Source organism: Pseudarthrobacter sp. TRD_SC_9 (genome assembly GCF_055361265.1).
Window position 1 is genome coordinate 1,914,260 of the sequence record NZ_CM143956.1, and the last position, 16,848, is coordinate 1,931,107.

Sequence of the window (16,848 nt, forward strand, 5' to 3'; positions counted from 1 at the left end):
CGGGGGCTGCCGATCTACAGGCTAGGCGCGGGCTACCGAGGCCGCATGGGCGTTGGCGACTTTCGTGACAGCCGCTCGTAATTCAGGGTTGGTCTCGGTCGCCGCCCGGACGGCGTTGGGCACCTTGTGCATGTTGGCAGCCGACAGCGCGAGCTCATCGGCGTCGGGCTCGGGAACGAGTTGGCCCTTGGACAGCACGGTGATGCCGGAGTCCGTGACCTTGAAGCCGCGGGCCCGGTCAAGGTCGGGATCCAGGCCGATCGCTGCACCAGCGGGGATCTTGACGTTCTTGTCGATGATGGCCCGCTGGACCACGGCGCCGGGACCGACTATCACATTGTCCATGAGCACCGAGTCCAGCACGCGGCTGGCCTTGTCGACATACACGTCGTTGGAAAGGACAGAGCCTTCCACCACACCGCCGGAAATCACCACGCCGCTGGAGACGATCGAGTCCAGCGCGGTGCCCACTGTATTGTCCTCGCCGCGGACAAACTTTGCCGGCGGCGAGATGCTCTGCCGGGTGTAGATGGGCCAGGCCGAGTTGTAGAGGTTGAACACGGGTAGCGGTGAGATGAGATCCATGTGCGCGTCATAGAAGGAATCGATGGTGCCGACATCGCGCCAGTAAGTGCGGTCCCGTTCGGTGGAGCCTGGGATTTCATTCAGGGTGAAGTCGTACACGCCCGCTTCGCCGTTGTTGACGAAGTAGGGGATGATGTCGCCGCCCATGTCGTGTTTGGTATCCAGCCGTTCGGCGTCCACGTGCAGTGCGGCAACCAACGCGTCTGCGTCGAAGACGTAGTTGCCCATGGAGGCAAGGAACTGGGTGGGGTCAGCTTCCAAGCCCGGGGTGGTGGCGGGCTTTTCAACGAAGGCCGCAATCTTCCCGGCGTCGTTGGGATCAACTTCGATGACGCCGAACTGGTCGGCCATGTGCAGCGGCTGGCGGACGGCAGCCACCGTGGCCTTGGCTCCGCTGGCAACGTGCTGATCCACCATCTGGGCAAAATCCATCCGGTAGACGTGGTCCGCTCCCACCACCACCACAATGTCCGGGTTGGCGTCACGGATCAGGTTCAGGGACTGGTAGATGGCGTTCGCGCTGCCCAGGAACCAGCTCTTGCCCACCCGCTGCTGGGCCGGCACCGAGGCGATGTAGTTGCCCAGCTGGGTGGACATCCGCCAGGTCTCGGAGATATGGCGGTCAAGGCTGTGGGACTTGTACTGGGTCAACACGACGATCTGCAGGTAGCGCGAATTCACCAGGTTTGACAGTGCAAAGTCGATCAGGCGGTAACTGCCGGCGAACGGCACGGCCGGTTTGGCTCTGTCCGCCGTCAGCGGCATCAGGCGGTTCCCTTCGCCACCAGCCAGGACAATAGCCAAAACTTTCTTGATAGCCATGATGGAACTCCCTGCACGTCTTCGTTTCTCCCCAACAGCCCAGAGGGCCCGGATGCCTTCACACTAGAACAGTTCCCGCCGAAGGACTACCTTGGGTACCGTGCGAATAGACATTGTGACTAAAGAGTTCCCGCCGGAGATCTACGGCGGCGCCGGCGTCCATGTGGCGGAATTGGCCAGGGTGTTGAGCAAACACGTTGACCTGCGGGTCCGTGCCTTCGGGGCACACCGCGATGCTGACTATCACGGGGCGGAGGTCACCTCCTACGCGGTCCCCGAAGACCTGGCCGGTGCCAATGCAGCTGTCCAGACCCTCGGCGTCGACCTTCGGATTGTTCCTGATGTGGCAGGGGCGGACCTGGTCCACTCGCACACGTGGTACGCAAATATGGCGGGCCATCTGGCGTCCCTGCTCCACGGCATTCCGCACGTGCTGAGCGCGCACAGCCTCGAGCCGTTGCGCCCCTGGAAAGCGGAACAGCTGGGCGGCGGCTATGCGCTGTCGTCGTGGGTAGAGAAGACAGCCTACGAAGCAGCGGCCGCCATCATCGCGGTGTCGGAGGGTATGCGCCAGGACATCCTGCGCAGCTACCCGGAGGTGGATCCGGCAAAGGTCCGGGTAGTCCACAACGGAGTAGACGTTGAACTTTGGTCCAGGGATGAAAACGACGACGCCGTCCGGGCCCTGGGCATCGACCCTGACCTTCCCAGCGTGGTCTTCGTAGGGCGAAACACCCGGCAGAAGGGGGTGCCCTACCTGTTGCGGGCTGCCGCCCAACTGCCGCCGGACGTGCAGCTTGTGCTTTGCCTGGGAGCGGCGGATACACCCGAACTCGCCGCGGAGACCGCCCGTCTGATTGCCGAGCTGCAGAGCCAGCGGACCGGCGTCGTCCTCATTGAACGGATGCTGCCCCGCCATGAGCTCATCCAGGTCCTCAGCCACGCCACCGCCTTTGCCTGCCCTTCCATTTACGAGCCCCTGGGAATTGTGAACCTTGAGGCCATGGCCTGTGGGGCGGCTGTGGTGGCCAGTGCCACCGGCGGCATACCGGAAGTAGTGGACCATGGCGTTACCGGCCTGCTGGTGGAGCTGGAGCAGATGACAGACGGCACCGGCACCCCGTTGGATCCGGAAAAATTCGTTCGCCAGTTCGCCGAGGCGCTGGTGGAGGTTGTCAACGATCCCGCCCGTGCCCGCGCTATGGGTGAGGCGGGCCGCCGTCGCGCCGAGGAGCATTTCTCCTGGCAGACCATCACCGAGACAACCCTGGACGTCTACCGGTCGGTGCTGCGCTGAGCCCAGCGCAGCACCGACCGGGTTTTCCCGTTACCGCTGTGGTTTGCCTGCGGCTGCCTTCCGCGCCAACAGAACTTTCTCCTCAACGGGCGCCGTTCCGCTGGCGCGTTGCGCCCGGAAATAGGCACGCGCCTCGTCCTGGCGGATTCTCTCCGCACCGGTGGCGATCGCAGCCCGCAGGTGGTCCGGGCCGTAGCCGAACGCGTCCACCAGGTCAATCGCGTGGGGCCGGATCTTGACCAGCAGCCTGTTGATGTAATCGCCAACGGTGCGTGCCCGCTGCATGGACAGCCGGCCGTTCATCAGATACCAGGACAGGTTTTTCTCGATCAGGGAAAGCCCAAAGAGGTCGCGGACCCAGGTCAGGACCTTACGGGTACCCGGGTCCTGCACCTCGGCGAGGGCTTCGGTGAAGGCTTCCCACTGAAGCAGCTCGGCATGGGCGTGTGCGGCATCGATCAACTCGTCCTGATGCAGGTTGAACACGGCGGCAGCTTGGTCCTGGGGCAGTCTACTGGCGCCCTTGAGGGCCGATCCGGCCTCGGCCACCATGGTCTGCACCCGGTCGGTGAGCAGCGCCCGCTGGCTGGCTTCGTCGCGCAGGGCGAGTGCCGCCTTCTGAACCAGTCCGGTGTCCGCCACAAACTGCGCCACCTGCCGCAGCCCTGTGCGGTGGATGGCAGCGCCGGCGGCCTGTCCAACCACGTAACGGGCCAGCACGCCGACATCCACGTTGCGGAACTCGCGTGCATAGTCGGAGAGCAGGCGTTTAGCCACCAGTTGGAGCAGTACTGTGTTGTCGCCTTCAAATGTCGCGTACACATCCAGGTCGGCGCGCAGCGAGGCGAAGCGGTTCTCGATCAGGAAACCGGCACCGCCGCACGCCTCGCGACATTCCTGCAGGGTGTCCAGGGCATGCCAGGTACTTAGAGGCTTAAGGGCAGCGGCCAGGGTCTCAAGGTCCTGGCGGTCCTCGTCGGTGTCGTGCGCACCTGAAAAGACGTCGTCGAACTTCTGCAGGAGCTGTTCGTGCGCGAAGGTCGCCGCGTAGGTGGTGGCCAGCCTGGTGAAGAGCCGGCGCTGGTGGCGCTGGTAATCGAGCAGGACCTCCTCCTCGGTGTGTGAAGAGGCGTTGAACTGGCGGCGTTCGCTGGCGTACTGGATAGCGGTCTTGAGGGCGATCTTCGAAGCTGCCACGGCCGCACCGTCCAGCGATACCCTGCCCTGCACCAGGGTGCCGAGCATGGTGAAGAACCGGCGTCCGGGACTGGAAATGGACGAGGTGTAAGTGCCGTCAGCGTCGACGTTGCCGTAGCGGTTCAGGAGGTTGGTACGGGGAATTCTGACGGCCGTAAAGTGCAGGCGGCCGTTGTCAATCCCGTTGAGCCCGCCCTTGACGCCGTCGTCCTCACCGCCGATGCCTGGCAGGAACTTCCTGGTTTCCGGGTCCCGAAGATCAACGTAGAACGCGTGGACGCCGTGGTTGACGCCCTTGGTGATCAGCTGGGCAAACACCACCGCGCCGAGGCCGTCGTTGGCGGCATTGCCGATGTAGTCCTTCCAGGCGGCACGGAAGGGGGTGTTGATGATGAACTCTTCGGCGGCCTCGTCATAAGTGGCGGTCGTGGCGATGCTCGCAACGTCCGAACCATGTCCGGTTTCAGTCATGGCGAAGCAGCCGGGAATATCAAGGTTCATGATGCCGGGAAGCCACTTGGCATGGTGTTCGGCCGTGCCAAGGTGCATAACGGCCGAGCCAAAGAGGCCCCACTGCACTCCGGCTTTGATCTGCAGCGACGGATCAGCCGTGACCAGTTCCTCGAAGCCGGCTACGTTGCCGCCGTGGTCGTCGTTGCCGCCGAGGGCTGCTGGAAAGGCCCTGTGGACGGCGCCATGTTCCACCAGGAACTTCAGCTGGCCAAAAGTCCTTGTGCGGTGGTCAAGGTGCGTCTGACCCTCGATCTTGTGCAATTCGGGACGGGCTGCGAGGTCCCGTGCCTGCCGGCGGATATCAGCCCATTTGCCGAGCAGCTGCTCGCCCAGGGCCGCTACATCGACGGCGGGGGAGGACTGGTTGCGGGCAGGGGAGCCGGGAGCGGCGCTGACGGGAGGGGCCACGACTTCTGTCATTGGAATTATCCTTCGTTGCTGGTGGAGGTCTCTACGGGCGGCAAGCCATTTATTCAACGGCTCTTCATTCAGTTCCTTATTCAATGGCCGCGGGATCCATTTCCGGAGCGATGCCGACGCACAGCCAGGCGGTGATTTGCCGGGCCATGGCTTCCTGTGCCGGCTTGCCCGGTGCCGGAGGGGAGTTGAGCCACAGTTCACCGGCGTTGCGGACCAGGCCGATTGCGGCTGTGGGCCAATAGCCCAGGACGGCATCCCGAGCCGGCTCCACCTTGAGGTGGGTACGCATGGGCCTTGCAATCATGTCCCTGATGGCGTCGAAGAAATGGCCCAGGGCCCCCGCTGTGGCCAGTGTTTGCGGTGTGCCTGCGTCGGCGCCGGCGTTCTGGGTGACAAAGGCATAGACATGGGGACTGGTTTCGGCCATCTGGAGGTAGGCGGAAACCATTGCGAAAAGTCCTTGCCTGGGCGTCTGGGCACTTTGCGCTGCTTCTGCAATCTTTCGCTGCATCTGCAGCAGCACAACCTCACCCACCGCTTGCTGCAGCCCCGCTTTGTCCCCGAAGTACCTGTAGAACACGGACTTCGATGTGCCGGCCGCGGCCGCGATCTCGTCCATGGAGGCATCGCTGCCCAGGGCGTGCACGGCCTTTCTGGCCGCCTTAATCAGGTCGCGGCGCCGTTCCTCGCGGTGGCTCTGCCAGCGTGTGGCACGGCCATCGGGGATCTCCGTGGAAATTGTGTTCACGATACCCAGCGTATCAGGTACGCTGGGTACTGGTAACCCAGCCAAAAAGAGGAGATACTCCCATGTCCGTAGAAGGACTCTCACCCGCCCCCGCGTCCGGACTCCGCCAGGCAGTGATCGTTGGCGGGAACCGGATTCCCTTTGCCCGCTCCGGCGGCGCCTACACGAAGTCCTCCAACCAGGACATGCTCACGGCCGCCCTGGACGGGCTTATTGCCCGCTTTGGCCTGCAAAACGAGCGGATTGGCCACGTCGCTGCCGGTGCAGTTCTGAAGCATTCCAGAGACTTCAACCTGACGCGCGAGGCCGTCCTGGGCTCGGCTCTTTCGGCCGAAACCCCGGCTTACGACGTGCAGGAAGCCTGCGCCACCGGTCTTGAGACGGTGTTGGGGCTGGCCAACAAGATCAAGCTTGGCCAGATTGAATCCGCCATCGCCGGTGGCGTCGACTCCGCCTCTGATGCTCCCATCGCCGTCAGTGAGGGCCTGCGCTCGGTACTGCTGGACCTCAACCGGGCCAAGACTTTGCCGCAGCGCCTGCAGGTGCTGAGCCGCCTTAGGCCAAAGGACCTGGCACCGGACGCGCCAGGAACCGGTGAGCCCAGGACCGGCCTGTCCATGGGCGAGCATCAGGCGCTCACCACTGCTCAATGGAAGATCAGCCGGGAAGCCCAGGACGAGTTGGCTCTCAACAGCCACCACAACATGGCTGCTGCCTACGACGCAGGATTCTTTGACGACCTGATCACGCCCTACCGGGGCTTGAGCAAGGATTCGAATCTCCGCCCGGACACCAGCATGGAAAAGCTGTCGTCTCTCAAGCCCGTGTTTGGTCGCAACCTCGGCGCCGAGGCGACGATGACCGCCGGCAATTCCACTCCTCTGACAGACGGTGCCTCCACCGTACTGCTGGCCTCTGCGGAGTGGGCCGACGCCCACGGCTTGCCCAAGCTCGCCACAGTAGTGGACGGTGAAGCGGCTGCGGTGGACTTTGTGCACGGCAAAGACGGCCTCCTGATGGCGCCCGCCTTCGCCGTCCCCCGCCTGCTGGCCCGCAACGGCCTCACCCTGGATGACATGGACTTCGTCGAAATCCACGAGGCTTTCGCCGGTACCGTGCTCACCACCCTGGCCGCCTGGGAAGACGAGGATTTCGGCCGTGACCGCTTGGGCCTCGATGGGGCCTTCGGAAAGGTGGACCGGAGCCGCCTCAACGTTCATGGCTCATCGCTGGCCGCCGGGCACCCCTTCGCCGCCACGGGTGGCCGCATCGTGGCGTCGCTGGCCAAGATGCTGGCCGCGAAGGGGACTGTGGAAGGGCGCCCCGCCCGCGGCCTGGTCTCCATCTGTGCAGCAGGCGGCCAGGGTGTCGTCGCACTACTGGAAGCAGCGTAGGGGGACTGATGACTGACAAGTACCCCAAATTCGTCAGCCATGGAACCGGGCGGGACCTTGCCCGGAGACTGGGCCTGCCACAGCCCGTGGAACTCAGGCGCTACAGGCCGGGCCAGCCGCTGGTGGAAGGGCCAGTGCTGGTGGAGGGAACCGGAGGAGGCGCCGAAGACCTTGCATCAACTTTGCTGGGCTGGGGACTCGATGTCCGCCGTCACGCCGTTCCCAGGGAAAAGCTGGGCGCCATCATCCTGGTAATGGACAGCGTTTCCTCTCCGGCAGACCTTGAAAAACCCGTGCTGGCCGCCGGGGCCGCGCTTCGCGACCTGGCACGCAATGGCCGCGTCGTCACACTGTCCAGGAGATCTGCCGACTCGGATGGTCCCGCTGAGGCCGCGGCGCGGCAGGCAGTTGACGGCTTTGTTCGTTCGCTGGCCAAGGAACTGCGCTCGGGTGCAACCGCAAACGGCATTCTCCTCGCCGGCGAAACCGCGACCACCAGCCCGGCCGCCCTAGGAGCTCTGCGCTTCTACCTGTCCGGCCGGTCGGCATTCGTGGATGGCCAGTTCCTGACGGTGTCAACAGCAGACGGTTCCCTGCCTGAGGACTTCGAGCAGCCGCTGGCAGGGAAGGTGGCCGTCGTCACCGGGGCTGCCCGCGGAATCGGCGCAGCCATCGCACGTACTCTTTCCCGTGACGGCGCCACCGTAGTGGCCGTCGACCTGCCTGCAGCAGGTGAGCAGCTTGCCCGGGTGGTGAATAGTATCCGCGGCACGGCGCTGCAGCTGGACATCACTAGTGATGACGCCGGCAGCCGGATCCTGGAGCACACGATTGGCCGGCACGGCCGCCTTGACGTTGTCGTCCACAACGCCGGCATCACCAGGGACAAGCTGTTGGCCAACATGGACGAGGCAAAGTGGAGTTCGGTGATCAACATCAACATCGCAGCGCAACTGAGGATCAACGAAGTGCTGCTGGCGTCGAAGGAGTTCCAGAATTCGCCCAGGATTGTCTCTGTAGCCTCCACCAGCGGCATCGCCGGCAACCGTGGCCAGACGAATTACGCAGCGTCTAAAGGCGCCGTGATCGGTATGGTGCGCGGAACCGCGCCGTTGCTGGCTTCGGCGGGGGGCACCATCAATGCCGTAGCCCCGGGCTTCATCGAAACAGAGATGACGGCACGGATGCCCTTCGCTACCCGCGAAGTAGCCCGGCGCCTGAACTCGCTGCAGCAGGCCGGCCAGCCGATCGACGTCGCCGAGGCCATTGCTTTCCTGGCCAGTGACGCAGCCGGCGGAATCACCGGTGACGTGCTCAGGGTGTGCGGACAGAACCTGGTGGGGGCATGAGTACACCCGGGAACGTAGTGTTGGCCGAACTGCCATCGCTGTCCAGGCTTTATGTCAACGCTGCTGCCATGGCCGCCAGACGCAGGCTGGGCGGCAGCAACGGCGCCGCGCGCCTGCCTGGCGAGCAGCACGAGGTGCGGAACGTCCGGTGCGACGTTGAGACCCTGACGTCGTTCCAGCACCTTCTGGGCGAGCCGGCCAGTGACGTGCTGCCGGCCGGCTTCGTCCACGCCATGGCATTTCCGGTGGCCATGAGCGTCCTGGCCCGTGACGACTTCCCGCTGCCCCTGCTGGGCATGATCCACCTGCAGAACGCCATCGAACAGCGCCTCCCCATCAGGTTCGATGAACCCGTGGACATCACAGCCGGTGTGCAGGGTCTGCGAGGCCATCGGGCGGGAACACAAGTGGATGTTGTGGCGGAAGTCCGCGGCGCCTCGGACGGCATCCTCCGCTGGACGGGAACATCTACGTATCTTGCCAAGGGGGTGTACCTGCCCGCAGTAGACAAGACTGCCCAGGGGCAGGCGAAGGAGGACTTCGTGCCGCCCAACCCTACGGCGCTCTGGCAACTGGGAGTGGAAACAGGGCGCAGTTACGCCGCCGTTTCCGGTGACTACAATCCGATCCACCTCAGCCTGCTGTCTGCCAAGGCCCTGGGTATGCCACGTTCCATCGCCCACGGCATGTACCTGGCTTCGCGGGCGCTCGCCGATATCGGAGTTCCGCGGGAGGCACCGTTCAGGTGGGAGGTCGCCTTTGAGGCTCCGGTGTACCTGCCTGCCAAAGTTGCTCTGAAAATCACCACGGAAGCTCCGGACGACGGCGGGTGGCAACGGTCTGCGTTTGTCGCCTGGAATCCCCGGTCCGGACGCCGTCATTTCAGTGGGGTTGTGGGAAGGCTCTAGGACGCGGGCCGCACAGCCCTAAGTATGCGGTGGAGGCTGAGGAGAATGGATTTCGTGGCGGTCACTGCCGAATCGCCAGACTCGCCCGTTGCAGGCGCCGCCATACACGCCTCCACCGCGGCCTCGGCCTCAGCCAAGAGCTCCCGTTGCCTTTGGATGTCCTCTCCACGGAACGAGGAGAGGAGCTCACCCGTTGCCAACACGGCGTCGGCCAGGGGACCGCTGTCTGCATAGGGCACTGTGTAAGGCGCGTCTTCCTCCCAGATAACGTCGGCCAACACCTCGGTCATGTCCTGGACGTGGAACGTCACCCGTTCGAGTTCCCTCAGATTCCGGTAGTCGAGATCAACGTCACGGGGATGAAGTTTCCGGCGCGGATTGGCCCGGCGGCTTTCATCCGCTTCCTGCACCAGATGACGGACAGTCCGGGCCGCCGCGGCAAGCTCGTCAGAGCGTCGGGCCCAATCCTCGTCTTCCGGTGGCCACTTCTCCTTCAGCGCCTTTCCCATATCCGTCAGTTGCCTGCCCAAGGCCATCCGAAGCTCGTCCAGGCTGGCGGCGGCTGCACTGAAATTCAGTGGCGGGAAGATGAGGAAGTTCACTGCAATGCCCACCACCACTCCGGCACCCATCTGGATGAGGTAGCCGAAGGAAAAGTCGTCCGGGTTGTTCCCGCCCACCAGCAGCACCAGCAGTGCCGCCGTCGGAATCCAGTCCCGGGCCGATTCCAGGCGTGGAAATCCGCCCAAGAGGACGCCCAGGCCCATCATAATCGCTACCGTCAGCGGAGAAGGATCACCAAGGTTGATCAGCAGGAAGGCGAGCCCGACGCCCATGGCCAGGCCGGCCAGCGCCTGCAGGCCCTGCCGGACCGAACCCGCAACGTTGTGATACATCGCAACGAGTGCACCAAGCGGAGCATAGTACGGGTAGTCCGGAGCCGTACCTGGCATCAAGGGGGCAACCAGGAAGGCAAGGCCTGCCGCCAAACCAGCCTTGGCTGCCAGCTGAAGCCGGTTGGCACTGAATGCTGCGGAGACACCTGCCACGGCCCGCTTCAGGAGTCCGGTAGCGATGGCCCGCCGGGCTTCCGGTTCGCTGTTACGCATCCGCCCACACTAGGGGCCGGGCAACGCCTGTACAAGTTTTGCCGCCTTGAATCAGGAGGCCGCAATCATGAGGAAGTAACGGACTGCACCGCCGAAGCTGCCCGGCGGGCCGCCGCTGCCAGCACGTGCGCCCGCCCCTGCGTCCGGCCTTCTTCGGCCCGTTGGGGAATGTAACCAAAGGACAAACCGTAGGCAGGATCGGCAAAACCAAGGGCAGCGTTGGCTCCTTCATGGCCGAAAGCAACATGGCTTCCGAAGTTGCGCGACGGATGCGGTTTCATGAATACGACAGCAAACGCGTTGTCCAGCCCTGAACTCCGATCCAGGCCCCATACCTGTTCCTGGGTCACAACGCCGAGGGTGCTGTGGTCCAGTGCCGGGGCAAGCAGGCCTGATGGCGCCTCGACGCCGGTCGTTACAGCAGCATAGGCCCGCGCCAGGCCATCAGCGGACCCCACGCCACCGGCTGCACTCATTCCACCCGCACGGACATCGCGGCGGTTGGGGAGTTCCATGACACTGCTGACGGCGCTATTGGAGTTAAGGCCCTCGAAACTGAGCGGATCCACCCACTGATCTCCGGCGTCGTAGAGTACATCGCGGTACCTGGGTTCCTCATCTTCCGGAAGTCCCAGGAAGAAGTCCAGCGCGTAGGGAATCCGCAGCAGTTCATCGTAATTGTGCTGGAGGGAGAGCCCGGTGATACGGCGGCAGAGTTCTTCCATCATGATGCCAATGGTCAGCGCGTGGTATCCAAAAGCCTTGCCGGGCCGCCACAGCGGTGCCACTGAAGCGAGCATGGCTGCAGCCTCCGCGGTGTGGATACGGTCCAGCGGGATGCCGCCGGGAACCCCCAAAACACCCGCCTGATGCGACAAGGCCTCGCGGACCAGGATGTTGCCCTTCCCGCCCTGGGCAAACTCCGGCCAGTAATGAGCCATCGGCAGGTCAAGATCGAGGGCACCATCCTGCACCAGGAGGGCGATAACCATGCCCGCAATCCCTTTGGAGCATGAGTACGCGCCGGTGATCGATTCACTGGTGGTGTTCGGGCCCCCATCCAGGTGCACCACCCGGCGGCCGTGGTGATAGACAGAAACCTGGGCGCTGTAGTCGGGATCGTCCGCCAGGAAGGATTCGAAGAGTTCCTGAACGGCTGAGAATTCGGGCACGGCTGTGCCTCTGGAAGTGCGCATGGCCCAAGACTATATCCAGGAGGGCGGCAGGCAGTAAGCGTTTTCGGCCTAACCGTCGGCGCCGTGGCCGGCGGCCACCTTTTCATTTGGGGCGACCGGGCCCGGGGGAGTGCCGTCACCGAACGGACGCCCGCCCAATTCCTCGCGGCCGTGGGGTGACAGCCAGGTGCCGGGCTCCGGACCCCGGGGGACTATCCCTGCAGGGTTGATGTCCTCATGAACGATGTAGTAATGCTGCTTGATCTGGACGAAATCGGTGGTGTCCCCAAACCCGGGCGTCTGGAAAAGGTCCCGTGCGTAGGCCCACAGCACAGGCATCTCGCTAAGCTTCTGCCTGTTGCACTTGAAGTGGCCGTGATAGACGGCATCGAAGCGGGCCAGCGTTGTGAAGAGCCGGACATCGGCTTCGGTGATGGTGTCCCCTACGAGGAAACGCTGGCCGGCGAGCCGTTCCTCCAACCAGTCCATAGCGGCCCACAACCGTGAATATGCGGCGTCATAAGCTGCCTGGGACCCAGCGAATCCGCAACGGTACACGCCGTTATTCACCTCCGTGAAAATGCGCTTATTGACGGTGTCAATTTCATCGCGGAGGTGCTCCGGGTACAACTGCGGAGCACCGGGGCGGTGGAAATCGGTCCATTCAGTGGAAAAGTCCAGGGTGATCTGGGGAAAGTTGTTGGTGACGACGGCACCGCTGGCGATGTCCACAATGGCCGGAACGGTGATTCCTCGCGGGTAATCCGGGAAACGGCGGAAGTACGACTCCTGCAGGCGTTCGATGCCGAGCACGGGATCCACCCCTCCCGGGTCTAGGTCGAAGGTCCAGGAACGCACGTCATGGGTGGGGCCGGGCTGGCCCAGCGAGATGGCGTCTTCCAGGCCGAGCAGCCGGCGCACGATGACAGCCCTGTTGGCCCAGGGGCACGCCCGTGCGGCGATAAGCCGGTATTTGCCCGGCTCGGCCTTCCAACCGGGCTCACCATTGTCTCCGGGACGGCCATCACGGGTGATGCGGTCTTCGATGTAATTGGTGTCGCGGTTGAACTCTTCGCCGCCGGTGACGTAAGCGCCACGGGTGCTGTGTTCGGCTACGGCATTATTTTGGCTGCTGTCCTTCATCCGTCCAGCCTATGCTCCGCGGAGGGTGACTGCAGCAGCCGGGAACCAGGCTATGTACCAGGAGGCGCTGATAATGACCGCAAAGAGCAGGATCCAAAACACCGCAGGAACTCCCGTTGCCCGGTGCAGCAGGTGGGCGTCAGACGTTCGCAATAAGGTTCGGCGGTGCACATGAAGATGGATGAGGTTTCCGAGGGCGCGAACGGAGCCCACCAGCAGCACGAGCCCCAGGACTACCGCGATGTAGCCGGTTGACACTGCTGGTGCCGCCAGGACGATCCCCGTGCCCAGTGCCGCCGTCGTAAGGGTGATGGCCGCTCCGGCGACGTTGCGGATGAACAGCAGGGACGCCAGGACTACAGCGCTGGAAACGGCGATCGCGGCGCTGCCCCAGCCGGCGAAACCGCACGTAACGAAGGCAGCACCCGCAACAGCCGGCGTCGGGTAGCCCCAGAACCCTGACCATACTGCCGGCCATCGGCCGCGGCTGAGGGACGTCGTGGTGCCCGAATGATCGCCCCTGAGAACGATGCTGTGCAGGCGCTGCCCGCTCATCAGCGCGGCGAACGCATGGCCCAGTTCGTGAACCACAGTGGTCAACAGGCCTACGTATCGCCAGCTGCCGCGGGGCAGGGACAGTGCGGCGACGGCCGCAACGATCATCAGAACAACGCCTGGACTGAACTCAGGTGCTGGCCCCTGGGTGAAGGCCGTCAGCAGCCGATCACCCAGGGTTTGCGGCGGGGTTAGCTGCAGGATGCTGAGAAGGTGCTGGTGGCTTCTGCGTAAGCTTCTGAGAGCTCCGTCAGGACGTCCTCGTTGGGCTCTGCCTTGGAGGCCTCATCGGTGTATTCGATGATGGAGGCGAGAGCTGGCTTCAGCTCATCCGACGCCACCGTTTCGATGGGGCGGATCTGGTTGGCCAGCTGCGTGGCACCGGTCTTACCCACGTTGTTGCCCGGATTGGCCAGCACGGTCTGCACCCGCTCGCAGGTTTCCTTCGTGCTCAGCTGCGTGGTGGCTGTACAGGCGCTGGTGCTCAGCAAAAGTCCGGCGGCAAATACGGCCGTGGTGATTTTCTTCATGATTCCCTCACACGTTGATTGACATTCGATTGTAGGCAGAAGATTCTGTACGTCGATGCCGGAACGTGTCCTGCTGCGGCTGATGCCCGTGCCCGGACATGGCAAAAGGCTGGCCGGGCGTGTTGCCGGCCAGCCTTAAGTAGAGCCTTTAGAGGGGCTGGATGTTCTCCGCCTGGGGCCCCTTGGGACCCTGTACGACGTCGAACTGAACCTTCTGGTTCTCTTCGAGGGACCGGTAACCGCTGGACGCGATTGCGGAATAGTGTGCGAACACGTCAGCGCTTCCGTCGTCGGGGGCGATGAATCCGAAGCCCTTTTCGGCGTTGAACCACTTGACAGTACCTTGAGCCATGCTGTTTTCCTTCACGGGTCGCGAGTCGGCTCCGCTTGTCGGATTACCGTCCCCGCCACTCACAGAACGAGCCTATGTGCCATAAGCGGCCGGGGCAAGGGATTGCGTCACGAATATGCAACGTTCCCGGTCGCGGACGTGTGAACGGATAATCTCTACTGCTGTTCGAGAATCCGTTTCGCATCATGCTGGGCATCCACGGCGGTTTGGTCCACCAGTTGGCCGCTTAGGTGACCAGCAGCGGCGATCAGTTCCCGAACTTCCGGGACGGATCTTGGTGTACTGACGCCCAAATGGGCAACGGTGTGGCAGTTGGCGCACAGGGGAACGAGATCGGTGACCGGGTCCAGCTGGTATCCGGGGCCAAGCTGTGAGACCGGAACTACGTGATGGACGTGGATGAAATTTTTGCCCACCTCGCCATAATGGATCTCGAAAGAGAACCCGCACGCCGCACAGACGGTTCCATGGAAAGCCAGGCAGACGCGCCGGGCCTCCGGGTCCGTTCATACCGGTTGACTTCTACACGGGCGATGGAGCCTTCGGGATAGGTTCCCGGCATCAGGCTGATCGGATCACCGTCGGCCTTGGGGCCCTCGTCCTGCCACAGGCGCCTGAGGTTCGCCTCTTCAGCAGGAGGAACGGACCTCTCCGAACCGCGGAAACTGCTCCAAGGAACCCCCGGTGCCGCCTCGGCAAGGACGTCCCAGGGGAGCTGTGAGCCAAGGGGCAGCAGTGCATCAAACGCCACACTGACGTACCGCAGTGTCTCGTTTGGATCGGAATAATGGCTGGACTCGTATGTCTCAGAGGTCACGATGCCATGCCCGATGAGGCCCCGGCCATGCTGGCTTCTACCCTGCAGAAACAGCCATGCGTCGCTGCCAGGCAGAATGGTGCGTCGTCTGCCGACCCTCCATCGCTCCCGGACCTGGCCGGTTTCGCTAACCTGTCCCACGACCGCGTCGTAATTCCAGGCATTCCAACGATCAGGATTCCACCCGAGAATGATGGCTGTCATAGGTCCTATTGCACCATGGTGCCGGTTTCGGGTTCGCGCCGCCGGGAATGTCTTCACGCTCGCCTGGCAGTACCGGGCGGACGCGGGGGAGGACAGAAAAACCCCTGGAATCTTTGGATTCCAGGGGTTTTTACTTGTGCGCGGAGGGGGACTTGAACCCCCACCCCCTTTCGAGGACTAGCACCTCAAGCTAGCGCGTCTGCCATTCCGCCACCCGCGCAGGTGGTAATTCGGACAACGATTTTGCTTTGCAGCGTTTCGCATTTCTCCGAAGCAGCGAGAAAAACTCTAACACGAAGTTTCGGTAAACATGGAATCGGGCCTAATGGGTAGGCTGAGTGTCAGGGCCCGCAATTGCCGGACTGAAAGATCGTCCGCCGCCCTGCCGCGCGTACCACCACACCGAGGAGTGATCATGTCTGACATCCGCCCTGAGGATGAAGTTGTTCAGATCTGCCAGGACCTGATCCGCATCGATACCTCCAATTTCGGTGATGGAAGCGGGCCGGGGGAGCGGAGGGCTGCTGAATACACGGCAGGCCTGATCACCGAAGTGGGCCTGGAAGCGGAAATCTTCGAATCTGCACCTGGCCGGGCCAACGTTGTCACCCGGATGGCCGGCCAGGATCCGACTGCCAGCGCCCTGGTGGTCCACGGGCACCTGGATGTCGTTCCCGCCCTCAAGGAGCAGTGGTCAGTAGATCCCTTCGGCGCCGAGCTCCGTGATGGGCTGATCTGGGGGCGAGGCGCCGTGGACATGAAGGACATGGACGCCATGATCCTGTCCGTGCTGCGGGACTTTGCCAGGACCGGGCGCAAGCCCAAGCGCGACATCATTTTTGCCTTCTTTGCCGACGAGGAAGCAGGCGGCGAGTATGGTGCACGGTACGCGGTGGACAACAGGCCGGAGCTCTTCGAAGGTGCCACCGAGGCCATCTCCGAGGTCGGCGGCTTCTCCGCCACGATCGGCGGCCAGCGCACCTATCTCCTCCAGACTGCGGAGAAAGGCATCTCCTGGCTCCGGCTCGTGGCTCACGGCAGGGCCGGCCATGGGTCACAGATCAACACGGACAACGCCGTAACCCGTCTCGCAGCGGCAGTCACCCGCATTGGCGAATACAAATGGCCGATCGAGTTGACGCCAACCACCCAGCAGTTCCTGGACGGAGTGACGGAACTCACCGGCGTGGAGTTCGACGCCAATAATCCCGACATCCTGCTCAATCAGCTGGGCACAGTGGCCCGGTTCGTCGGAGCCACCCTGCAGAACACCACCAACCCCACGCTCGTAAAGGGCGGCTACAAACACAACGTCATCCCCGAGTCCGCGGAAGCGCTGATCGACTGCCGCACGCTGCCCGGTCAGGCCGAGCATGTCCTGGAAGTGGTGCGCGAGCTGGCCGGTAGCGGCGTCGATGTGAGCTACGTACACAGCGACGTGTCACTGGAGGTTCCATTCGCTGGCAACCTGGTCGATTCCATGATCGATGCACTCCACTCCGAGGACCCTGGTGCCAAAGTCCTGCCGTACACACTTTCGGGCGGCACGGACAACAAGTCCCTCAGCCGGCTCGGAATCACCGGCTACGGCTTCGCCCCGCTGCAGCTGCCCGATGACCTGGACTTCACAGGAATGTTCCACGGCGTCGACGAGCGGGTGCCCGCAGACTCGCTGAAGTTCGGCGCCCGGGTGCTCAATACACTCCTGACCAACTACTAGCCCACGGAGT

At 63.5% G+C, this 16,848-nt stretch carries 16 protein-coding genes and 1 tRNA gene; 5 read left to right on the forward strand and 12 right to left on the reverse strand.

Translation table 11 applies throughout. The features are described from left to right. Positions 1 to 21 precede the first annotated feature (21 nt). Entirely contained in the window at positions 22 to 1,407 is a 1,386-nt protein-coding gene (glgC, locus tag ACWA13_RS08940) for a glucose-1-phosphate adenylyltransferase (RefSeq protein WP_463937765.1), read from the reverse strand. A 100-nt stretch (positions 1,408 to 1,507) separates the two neighbouring features. On the opposite strand from glgC, the gene glgA reads away from it, so the two are divergent. Then, entirely contained in the window at positions 1,508 to 2,704 is a 1,197-nt protein-coding gene (gene glgA / locus ACWA13_RS08945; protein ID WP_463937766.1) for a glycogen synthase, read from the forward strand. Between the two features lie 30 nt (positions 2,705 to 2,734). On the opposite strand, the gene ACWA13_RS08950 is transcribed toward glgA, so the two are convergent. Then, a complete protein-coding gene (locus ACWA13_RS08950; protein WP_463937767.1) occupies positions 2,735 to 4,834 on the reverse strand; it encodes an acyl-CoA dehydrogenase family protein in 2,100 nt (699 codons plus the stop codon). Positions 4,835 to 4,910: 76 nt separating this feature from the next. Further along, positions 4,911 to 5,582 (reverse strand): TetR/AcrR family transcriptional regulator, encoded by a 672-nt coding sequence (locus ACWA13_RS08955; RefSeq protein WP_463937769.1) that lies wholly within the window; start codon positions 5,580 to 5,582, stop codon positions 4,911 to 4,913. Positions 5,583 to 5,644: 62 nt separating this feature from the next. On the opposite strand from ACWA13_RS08955, the gene ACWA13_RS08960 reads away from it, so the two are divergent. From ACWA13_RS08960 to ACWA13_RS08970, 3 genes are read left to right on the forward strand one after another with little or no spacing between them, the layout of a single operon-like run. Further along, positions 5,645 to 6,976 (forward strand): acetyl-CoA C-acetyltransferase, encoded by a 1,332-nt coding sequence (locus ACWA13_RS08960; protein WP_463937770.1) that lies wholly within the window; start codon positions 5,645 to 5,647, stop codon positions 6,974 to 6,976. Between the two features lie 8 nt (positions 6,977 to 6,984). Next, positions 6,985 to 8,325 (forward strand): 3-oxoacyl-ACP reductase, encoded by a 1,341-nt coding sequence (locus ACWA13_RS08965; RefSeq protein WP_463937771.1) that lies wholly within the window; start codon positions 6,985 to 6,987, stop codon positions 8,323 to 8,325. Beyond that, complete coding sequence (locus ACWA13_RS08970) at positions 8,322 to 9,233, forward strand: MaoC family dehydratase (RefSeq protein ID WP_463937772.1); 912 nt, start codon at positions 8,322 to 8,324, stop codon at positions 9,231 to 9,233. The genes ACWA13_RS08965 and ACWA13_RS08970 overlap by 4 nt, the downstream gene beginning before the upstream one ends. Here ACWA13_RS08970 and ACWA13_RS08975 read toward each other — a convergent pair. The 9 genes from ACWA13_RS08975 to ACWA13_RS09015 form a co-directional block, all read right to left on the reverse strand. Beyond that, positions 9,230 to 10,342 carry an FUSC family protein gene (locus tag ACWA13_RS08975; RefSeq protein ID WP_463937773.1) on the reverse strand — a complete coding sequence of 371 codons (1,113 nt, stop codon included), beginning with the start codon at positions 10,340 to 10,342 and terminating at the stop codon, positions 9,230 to 9,232. The two genes, ACWA13_RS08970 and ACWA13_RS08975, sit on opposite strands and share 4 nt — an antisense overlap. A gap of 65 nt (positions 10,343 to 10,407) precedes the next feature. Continuing rightward, positions 10,408 to 11,538 (reverse strand): serine hydrolase domain-containing protein, encoded by a 1,131-nt coding sequence (locus tag ACWA13_RS08980; protein WP_463937774.1) that lies wholly within the window; start codon positions 11,536 to 11,538, stop codon positions 10,408 to 10,410. A 48-nt stretch (positions 11,539 to 11,586) separates the two neighbouring features. Beyond that, on the reverse strand, positions 11,587 to 12,660 hold the full coding sequence (locus ACWA13_RS08985) for a glutathione S-transferase family protein (RefSeq protein ID WP_463937775.1): 1,074 nt from the start codon (positions 12,658 to 12,660) through the stop codon (positions 11,587 to 11,589). Between the two features lie 9 nt (positions 12,661 to 12,669). Then, complete coding sequence (locus ACWA13_RS08990) at positions 12,670 to 13,323, reverse strand: M50 family metallopeptidase (RefSeq protein WP_463937776.1); 654 nt, start codon at positions 13,321 to 13,323, stop codon at positions 12,670 to 12,672. A gap of 83 nt (positions 13,324 to 13,406) precedes the next feature. Further along, a complete protein-coding gene (locus tag ACWA13_RS08995; RefSeq protein WP_463937777.1) occupies positions 13,407 to 13,745 on the reverse strand; it encodes a hypothetical protein in 339 nt (112 codons plus the stop codon). 148 nt (positions 13,746 to 13,893) lie between these two features. Beyond that, complete coding sequence (locus ACWA13_RS09000; protein ID WP_463937778.1) at positions 13,894 to 14,097, reverse strand: cold-shock protein; 204 nt, start codon at positions 14,095 to 14,097, stop codon at positions 13,894 to 13,896. 155 nt (positions 14,098 to 14,252) lie between these two features. Continuing rightward, entirely contained in the window at positions 14,253 to 14,513 is a 261-nt protein-coding gene (locus tag ACWA13_RS09005) for an HNH endonuclease (protein ID WP_463937779.1), read from the reverse strand. Then, the gene (locus ACWA13_RS09010) at positions 14,480 to 14,914 is read right to left on the reverse strand and encodes a hypothetical protein (protein ID WP_463937780.1); all 435 of its coding nucleotides are present in this window, start codon (positions 14,912 to 14,914) and stop codon (positions 14,480 to 14,482) included. Before ACWA13_RS09010 ends, ACWA13_RS09005 begins: the two co-directional genes overlap by 34 nt. A 341-nt stretch (positions 14,915 to 15,255) precedes the next feature. After that, a tRNA-Leu gene (locus ACWA13_RS09015) sits at positions 15,256 to 15,338 on the reverse strand. Between the two features lie 195 nt (positions 15,339 to 15,533). Here ACWA13_RS09015 and ACWA13_RS09020 point away from each other — a divergent pair. Further along, positions 15,534 to 16,838 (forward strand): M20/M25/M40 family metallo-hydrolase, encoded by a 1,305-nt coding sequence (locus tag ACWA13_RS09020; protein ID WP_463937781.1) that lies wholly within the window; start codon positions 15,534 to 15,536, stop codon positions 16,836 to 16,838. The last annotated feature ends 10 nt before the right edge of the window (positions 16,839 to 16,848 follow it).

Coding starts and splice junctions, on each gene's coding strand:
- glgC (WP_463937765.1), bottom strand. CDS start 1,407: ATGGCTATCAAGAAAGTTTTGGCTATTGTCCTGGCTGGTGGCGAAGGG.
- ACWA13_RS08950 (WP_463937767.1), bottom strand. CDS start 4,834: ATGACAGAAGTCGTGGCCCCTCCCGTCAGCGCCGCTCCCGGCTCCCCT.
- ACWA13_RS08960 (WP_463937770.1), top strand. CDS start 5,645: ATGTCCGTAGAAGGACTCTCACCCGCCCCCGCGTCCGGACTCCGCCAG.
- ACWA13_RS08965 (WP_463937771.1), top strand. CDS start 6,985: ATGACTGACAAGTACCCCAAATTCGTCAGCCATGGAACCGGGCGGGAC.
- ACWA13_RS08970 (WP_463937772.1), top strand. CDS start 8,322: ATGAGTACACCCGGGAACGTAGTGTTGGCCGAACTGCCATCGCTGTCC.
- ACWA13_RS08975 (WP_463937773.1), bottom strand. CDS start 10,342: ATGCGTAACAGCGAACCGGAAGCCCGGCGGGCCATCGCTACCGGACTC.
- ACWA13_RS08980 (WP_463937774.1), bottom strand. CDS start 11,538: ATGCGCACTTCCAGAGGCACAGCCGTGCCCGAATTCTCAGCCGTTCAG.
- ACWA13_RS08985 (WP_463937775.1), bottom strand. CDS start 12,660: ATGAAGGACAGCAGCCAAAATAATGCCGTAGCCGAACACAGCACCCGT.
- ACWA13_RS08990 (WP_463937776.1), bottom strand. CDS start 13,323: ATGATCGTTGCGGCCGTCGCCGCACTGTCCCTGCCCCGCGGCAGCTGG.
- ACWA13_RS08995 (WP_463937777.1), bottom strand. CDS start 13,745: ATGAAGAAAATCACCACGGCCGTATTTGCCGCCGGACTTTTGCTGAGC.
- ACWA13_RS09000 (WP_463937778.1), bottom strand. CDS start 14,097: ATGGCTCAAGGTACTGTCAAGTGGTTCAACGCCGAAAAGGGCTTCGGA.
- ACWA13_RS09020 (WP_463937781.1), top strand. CDS start 15,534: ATGTCTGACATCCGCCCTGAGGATGAAGTTGTTCAGATCTGCCAGGAC.